The sequence below is a fragment of the Pectinatus cerevisiiphilus genome, from assembly GCF_004341685.1.
GTDB lineage: Bacteria > Bacillota > Negativicutes > Selenomonadales > Selenomonadaceae > Pectinatus > Pectinatus cerevisiiphilus.
The window spans coordinates 1-6830 of sequence record NZ_SMAA01000032.1; the positions used below are offsets into that span (position 1 = coordinate 1).

The following is a 6830-nucleotide window of genomic DNA, read 5'->3' on the forward strand; positions in this document are numbered from 1 at the left end:
AACATTATTTTTTGTTCAGTGGTTGGATAAAGTCTGTATCGGTATGCCTTATTCACAATAATCACCTGCCTTGATTTTCTATGTATTTCCGAATTGTCTCGATAGGAGCACCGCCTGTTGTCAGCAAACAATAGCTTCTCGACCAAAACATCTCTTTCCACAGCTTATGCCTAACCTCTGGAAAATCCTTTTTGATTAGCCTGGAACTGGCACTTTTGTAAGCATTGATGAATTTCGACATCTCCGTATTAGGGTGAGCACGGAACATGATATGTATATGGTCTTGGTCGTGGTTCCACTCTTCTAGTGTGATTTTGTATGACGAGCCTATACGAACAAATATATCTTTAGCATATTGGCTCATTTGGTCAGAGAATACCCTGCGGCGGTATTTTACCACCAAGACAAGATGGTAATAGAGCAAGAATACCGAATGGTTATTATTGTCTAATTCCACTGTATAATCAATCCTTTATTTTTTACGCCTGATCATACTACAAAATAAGACAAAAAGCAATCGTGTGACTCAATTACTTGCGTAAATTTGCCACACCCGCCTTCATCCCCCACCTAAGAGGTAGCGGACTTCTTGTGGGTTAGGTTAAAATCTTTTGCATGATAAGGTCGTCATTGTCATTGGGGAGTTCATTATATTTGTAACCAGATACAGTTGTATCAAAGCGGCAAATTGATATATAAGGACAGAACGTACATGCTGTTTTTTGTTTCAATTTATAAGGTTCTGGCGTAATTTTGCCGGCTAAGATGCTATTTCCTGTATCGACGAGTAAGTCGTCCATATATTTGAGTAAGGCATCAAATTCTTCTTCACTCTTTATACTGCAGCGGCTTGTCTTGCTGATAGAGCCGTCTTTATTGAACCGGACTTTGATAAAGGATGATGAATCATCTATTTTTTTTATTAATTCTGGATCGAGCAGCACCCAGCCGGACATACGCATTTGTTTAGCGAGTTCTGTTTTAATTTGGGTTTCGGACATTTCTTTGGCAAAAGTCAAAAGTGAGCTTTTTAAAAAGCAATATAATATACCAGCAGGAACGGTATCAGTAGCTAGGTTAAGGCCGGTGGAACAGTTGCGTACTGCCAGTATGTAGGTCAGCAGTTGAAGTTTTAGCCCGTAATAAACTTCAGCGATATTTATATAGGCATTACCAGATTTGTAATCAATAATGAGAAAGTAACGGCCGCTTTCATCAATGTCGATACGGTCTATCTGTCCAGAAATATCTATTTTATGGCCATCCTTCAAGTCATATATTAAGGGTGGCAGGGAGGTTTTGCCATAACCAAATGCCTTTTCCATGGCTATTGTTGTAAAGGCGCTGTGTCCGGCAAACTCACAAAGGCGGTCAATGGCTTGTTCCGCTGTCTTAGTTATCCGTTTGGTCAGATGCTGGTATTGTTTACTGCTTAATAATATTTTATTTTGTAGTCTATCAGCAAGGCTGGAAACTATATGCTGACAGAGATCATGGCGCTCTTCTGGTGAAATATCATTCCAGCGTTTTTTCTGGGACAATAGTATTTCACCAAAGGTACGCATGGTTTCATGCAGCAATATGCCACGATCTGGTGCGGAAAAATTAAATTCCGGTCTTTCTGCTAAATTTAAAGCATAACGGGCAAAGTGTTTGAACGGACAGTTATGAAATTCTTCGAAACGAGTGACACTGCCTTGAAGTGCACCTTTTTTCATGTAAAGCCGGGCGGCAGCAACAGTGGATAAGGCTGAGTCGGGAGCATGTGCAAAAAGTCCGGATAGTGAAGTGAATAAATATCTATGGTAGGTTTCTTCTGCCAAAAGCCAGTTGTATACGTCAAACCAGAAGTTGGCAATAGTCTGCTTTTCTCTGTATTGACGAAGTGCTGCTGTCAAATAGGAAATACTGCGGCGTGTTGTTACGACACGTCTTTTTTCATTCTCGGTAGAATAATTTTCTAAAAGGATAGATAGGAGCTGCTTCTTCTCAAACGGAAGCATGAAGTGCAGGCGGTCTATTAAGGGAGAACGGTTCAGGGAGGCACCATCTGCATCAGATAAAGGATAAGATATCCATAAATAGCTGCGGCTCAGGGTAAAGGCTTTATATAATAGAAATTTTTCAAAAAAATTATCTTCATTGGTGCCGCCGGAAAGTCTGAGACCGGCTTGTGAAAGATATAGGCGATCAGCATCACTCAAAAGCCCTTCGCTTTTACTGCGGCGTGGCATGATACCTTCATTTGCCCCGAGAATATAGACGGCAGTTTTATTTTCCAGATTATTTTGTTCGAAAGACGCTATAGTGACATAGTCCAAGCCAGGGGGAATAAGGGCAATTTGCAAGGATTCAAGACCATCATTTAAGACTTCAGCATATTCCTTCAAGGTTAGTTCATCATCACCACAAGTTTCCACTATTTGGTCCATAAAATCAATAATATCCTGCCATATTTGCTGTTGTTCCTTGGCAAGGACAAGTTCCCCGCTATTTTCCGCCTGCTTTTGCCACAAGGACAGTTTTTCCGGCACATTGAGGTCAAGCATAAATTGGTATAATATTTGCGTCACAGCCCGTACATTTTCAGCTGCGTGCAGTTCCTCAGATAACTGTTGTAAAGGAGCAATAAGTTGACGGCGGATAGAGTTTATTTTCTCAAGATAAGCCGTTTCTTCTATTGATAAAGGCTGGTCAGTAAGAGGGCGACGGCAGTATTGCCAATCCTCTGCTGAAAGCCAGCGCTTTTTCCCTTTTATACCAAATTCAAGAATATAATTTTCTAACATGTCAATATCATCACGTGTAGCTGGGAAAAAATCTGTTTTAAAACAACGCAGCAGTGGTTCATACTGCCAAGTGCGTACTGCTTCCAGGCATGAGCGCAGTAGTTCGGCAAGTGGATGATGGATAAAAAGACGTTTACTGTCACTAAAAAAAGGAATCTGATAATCTTGTAGAACAGCCTGCAACAAGCGGTCATACTCTTTTTCGCGCGTAATAATACCTATTTCACTATATGCATAACCTTTATCACGACACAGGCGCAGGATGTCTATGGCAACGGCTTCTGCTTCAAGGCGTCGGTTGGCTGCTTCCGCAATGATGATACCATCTGCTGATTCAGCCTTTTGCAACGGAAAGAAAAACATATTGCCGGCGATTGCTTTTTGGGCCGGTTTCGAGAAACGATATGGGATGGAAAGACGAGTGATTTTAGTTTCTATATTTAATTGGCGGCAAAGCAGGTTAATTTCTTTAAAAGTGAGATATTGGCGGTGAAACAAAGCTGTTTCTTCACTGTTGGCATTGTGCTCAATGTCATCTATGCATAGTGTGACATGAATAGAATGGGCACATTTAAATAATGCGGTGAGAATTGCTTGTTCCTGTGGATTAAAAAAAGTAAAACCGTCTATCCATATTTCGCAGTTCGTTAACCAGTCAGCCGAAGTTATTTTCTGGGTTGCCAGCGCAAGCATATCTTCATTATCATTATAACGATTGTCAATTGCTGAACTGAAATTGTCATAAAGAAGGGCGATGTCAGTAAGCTTTTGGCGCAAGGTTTCGTCAGATATGTCTGCTGTAGCTTCTAATAGTGATTCTGGTGTTATTCCATAAGTTTTTAACTCTTCGATCGCAGCACATAAAAAAGAAGTAAAATTTCGTTGATATGACGCTTTAGCAAGTGCGCTGAGTTTATCCCTGCATTCAAGAATGACACGTGCCAGAAGCAGTTTTTTACCTGTTTCGGTAAGGTGGGGTTTGATTGCGCCCCCATTTTTATTTAAGATGTATTGGCAGAGCCGACGAAAGCCAAAAACGAAAGCCCTTGAAAAACCACCTTCATTATTCATCAAGACAGCTAATTTGCGTTCTGTTTCAAATGTCATGTGTTCGGGCAAGATAAAAAAAAGAGAACGTCCTTCCGGTGCTGCTGCTAAACGGTCTTTTATGTCATGCAGGCAGCGGTCCGTCTTTCCGGTACCTGTGGCGCCTATAATAAATTCAAGCAAAATTTTTCCCCCGTCAGTCTGAAACCATCCGGCGATAATAGCGAATGATGCAGATTAATAATCCTAAAGAGATGATAAGTGAAAAAGCGATGCCTATATAATCAGCCATTGCGGTAACTGATGTCAATAAGGATGCTGTTAGTGCGTATAAGATTATGCCGAAAAAGGCAATAAATGATAATAAGCAAAGTAATAAAACTATTTTTATGCAGCGCAATAAAATGGTCGGCATTGTGTGCAGCTCCTTTCGTTATAATTACTGATAAGTACAATTAATTATACTTTAATTTAATAAGAAATGTAAAATTAATTTATTTTAGAAAAATATTTGACTAAACGAATAATATATGTTATTATCTATTTGATAATGAATATCATTCCTTTCTAACTCTCCAATAATATGTATTGTATTATCCACTACATGCCACCAACTTACACGGTTGGTGGCCTTTTTTTTTGAAATACCCAACCTATCCGCAAAACTGTCTGCATTTATATACTTGCGCCCAAGGTTATCAAATACTTCGACAGTTTGTTCAAAATATCATTGGCATAAATTTTATTGACCATTTCCACACTGTCGCCAAGACGGGCGGCAATGCTTTTGATTGGAATGCCTGCTTCAATAGCAAGTGTAGCATGAGTATGTCGCAGGCTATGGAAGTTAAAAAGTATGCCTCTGGCTTTTAATACTTTATTTACCGCAAAAATTGTACTGCGCTTTATCGGTAGCCCGTATCTATTTTGAAATTACAGGTCATCTGAGTAATCAGGCGGCTTTATTTTTATAAGAATAACTTTTAAATAACATTGTAATAATATATAAATAATTCCTTTACAGTTCTAATATAACATGATATAATATACCAAAACAGTGAGGGAAGTGCGTTGCTATGTCAAAAGTATCTGCTACAGAATTAGAACGACAAATTTTTTCTATGGAAGAAATTAAGGTTGTTATAAGGTCTAAAAGAAATCGTCAGTTTAATGAATATAATTATCAAAGAAAAGCGGCTGGAACAACAAGTATCTCTGAGTGGCTTGAAACGCGACTTGCTCCTATTCTTGAAGGGAACGAGGTTGAAATTATAAAAGGCGATGGAACATCGCCGCATGGGAGAACAAACGTTGAAAACGTTCGTTCAAGTTATAAAAACGATTAAAAAAATAGACTATGTTAATGCTGCACTGGATGATAATGGCATTATAAATACGCCATCTATATTTTTGGGAATGATGGAGGTGTTAAAGGTAGAAGATGAGTTATGAATAGTTTTATTTATATGGAATGGTTGGTCCCTATAGTCGATTATTATAGGATGATAAAAAAAGAATAAAATTATATATGAAATAGATGTTCCGTTTTGTATAGCTACTATTACAGCTGGAATATATGGCTGTTCTATAACTGCTTTATTAAAGCTTAGAGATGTATTACCGGTAACATTGTCTATATTAATTGGTTTTTTCATTGCATTTATTATTTTTATTAGCTATGTTCCTGTACGAATTATTTTGCATAGGGGATATGATATGTTCAATAATTTTGGAGAAATTATATTTATATTTGTAGATATCTTTACAAGGTTTATTAATTTAGAGGAGGTATTTAGTACTTGATGGAAGCGAAAATAAGTAGAGATTTTTTAAAAGAGTATATTAAACAGGCTTTTGAGATATTAACTACGGCTATAGACAAAAAGAATGATGCATTTCTTCATCCTGATAAGGAGCATTGGAGTGCATATATTGATAAGGCCATTATTGACAATGAGTGGAATGAATATATATTATCAAGTAATTTAATAGTAGCTGATATTATTGCATTAAAAAAATGGTTTAAATCTATACAGCAGTTAATATCAGCTTCTAAAAATCCTAATAATGATTTTGGTGAAAATAAGTATTCTGATTGTATAAGAAGATTAAATAATGATAGTAATGTAAAAAGAATACTGGAAGAACTATAGAATATTCAAATAAAAAAAGCACTCCTTCGGGGTGCTTTTTTAATGCCCCAATATGTACTATAATGATGCCATCATAATAGAAGGAAGATGGCATCATGACTGATAGCTCAATAATATCGGCTTTAATATCTTTGGGAGGTATAATAATATCGTTCTGTATAACCGCTTATAAAACTAAAAAAGAACTTAAAATCCAAAAAGTAAAACTAAATATGGAATATCAGAATTTTAAAAAGCAACGGGAAGAATTTACTAAAACACTTCAAAATCAACAAACAACGACATACAAAGAACTTATAACTGCGGAACGGCTAAAGTGGTTAAATCAACTAAGAAGTGAGATGAGCGCTATGACTGCTGCTGTCTATTCATTAAAAAACAAATGTTTAGCAGAAAAAGAACCTTTTACTGTATATGATCTTGCAGAGATGTGTTCTCAAGTTAGAAACCATGGCGATTTAGCTATTCTTTTACTTGGGCCTGAAGACAATGATTTAATAAAAGAAATAAATACATTTATTGAAAAAATTTATGTTAAAGCAGGGATACAATATGAATTTGCCCATAGAAATAGACATGTTAGAGCTTGCGAGATTGACATAGAAGAATTAGTGGATAAGATGAGAAATAGCTGCCAGCATTTCTTAAAAAATTACACTAAGGAAATTGAAAAAGAGGCTAAAAAAATGTTTATTAGTGGGACAAAATAAATATTATATAAAGGGCATGTTAAATAAATTAACGTGTTTTAAATTGCAATATCAAATTGAACAGTTTGTAAATCCACTAACTGCCTAACTTCTTCTAAAAATACTTCTTGAGGAGTTTTATATCCCAATAA

General features: G+C 36.7%; 9 protein-coding genes. 4 read left to right on the top strand and 5 right to left on the bottom strand.

The window, feature by feature from the left end:
* From EDC37_RS12715 to EDC37_RS12720, 5 genes are all read right to left on the bottom strand, one after another.
* Positions 1 to 65, bottom strand: a 65-nt coding sequence (locus EDC37_RS12715; RefSeq protein WP_424450002.1) for a helix-turn-helix domain-containing protein, incomplete at its 3' end; no start/stop codon positions are given.
* Positions 62 to 457, bottom strand: coding sequence for an IS200/IS605 family transposase (gene tnpA / locus EDC37_RS12000; protein ID WP_132551674.1), 396 nt, complete (start codon positions 455 to 457; stop codon positions 62 to 64). The genes EDC37_RS12715 and tnpA, both read right to left, overlap by 4 nt.
* A gap of 139 nt (positions 458 to 596) precedes the next feature.
* Entirely contained in the window at positions 597 to 4019 is a 3423-nt protein-coding gene (gene addB, locus EDC37_RS12005) for a helicase-exonuclease AddAB subunit AddB (RefSeq protein ID WP_132551676.1), read from the bottom strand.
* Positions 4020 to 4032: 13 nt separating this feature from the next.
* Positions 4033 to 4251, bottom strand: a complete 219-nt coding sequence (locus tag EDC37_RS12010; protein ID WP_132551678.1) for a hypothetical protein — start codon at positions 4249 to 4251, stop codon at positions 4033 to 4035.
* A gap of 260 nt (positions 4252 to 4511) precedes the next feature.
* Entirely contained in the window at positions 4512 to 4745 is a 234-nt protein-coding gene (locus EDC37_RS12720) for a tyrosine-type recombinase/integrase (RefSeq protein WP_132551686.1), read from the bottom strand.
* A gap of 167 nt (positions 4746 to 4912) precedes the next feature.
* Here EDC37_RS12720 and EDC37_RS12020 point away from each other — a divergent pair, with 167 nt between their 5' ends.
* The 4 genes from EDC37_RS12020 to EDC37_RS12030 all read left to right on the top strand — a co-directional run bounded on the left by EDC37_RS12020 (position 4913) and on the right by EDC37_RS12030 (position 6699).
* Positions 4913 to 5182: a hypothetical protein gene (locus EDC37_RS12020; RefSeq protein WP_132551680.1), complete on the top strand. Its 270-nt coding sequence runs from the start codon at positions 4913 to 4915 to the stop codon at positions 5180 to 5182.
* On the top strand, positions 5148 to 5288 hold the full coding sequence (locus EDC37_RS12330) for a hypothetical protein (RefSeq protein ID WP_165874521.1): 141 nt from the start codon (positions 5148 to 5150) through the stop codon (positions 5286 to 5288). Before EDC37_RS12020 ends, EDC37_RS12330 begins: the two co-directional genes overlap by 35 nt.
* A gap of 347 nt (positions 5289 to 5635) precedes the next feature.
* Positions 5636 to 5989, top strand: coding sequence for a hypothetical protein (locus EDC37_RS12025; protein ID WP_132551682.1), 354 nt, complete (start codon positions 5636 to 5638; stop codon positions 5987 to 5989).
* 95 nt (positions 5990 to 6084) lie between these two features.
* Positions 6085 to 6699, top strand: a complete 615-nt coding sequence (locus EDC37_RS12030; RefSeq protein ID WP_132551684.1) for a hypothetical protein — start codon at positions 6085 to 6087, stop codon at positions 6697 to 6699.
* Positions 6700 to 6830 lie beyond the last annotated feature (131 nt).

What these genes read in the sequence shown, in the direction of transcription:
- EDC37_RS12030 (WP_132551684.1), top strand. Translation starts at nt 6,085, where the DNA reads ATGACTGATAGCTCAATAATATCGGCTTTAATATCTTTGGGAGGTATA.
- EDC37_RS12010 (WP_132551678.1), bottom strand. Translation starts at nt 4,251, where the DNA reads ATGCCGACCATTTTATTGCGCTGCATAAAAATAGTTTTATTACTTTGC.
- EDC37_RS12020 (WP_132551680.1), top strand. Translation starts at nt 4,913, where the DNA reads ATGTCAAAAGTATCTGCTACAGAATTAGAACGACAAATTTTTTCTATG.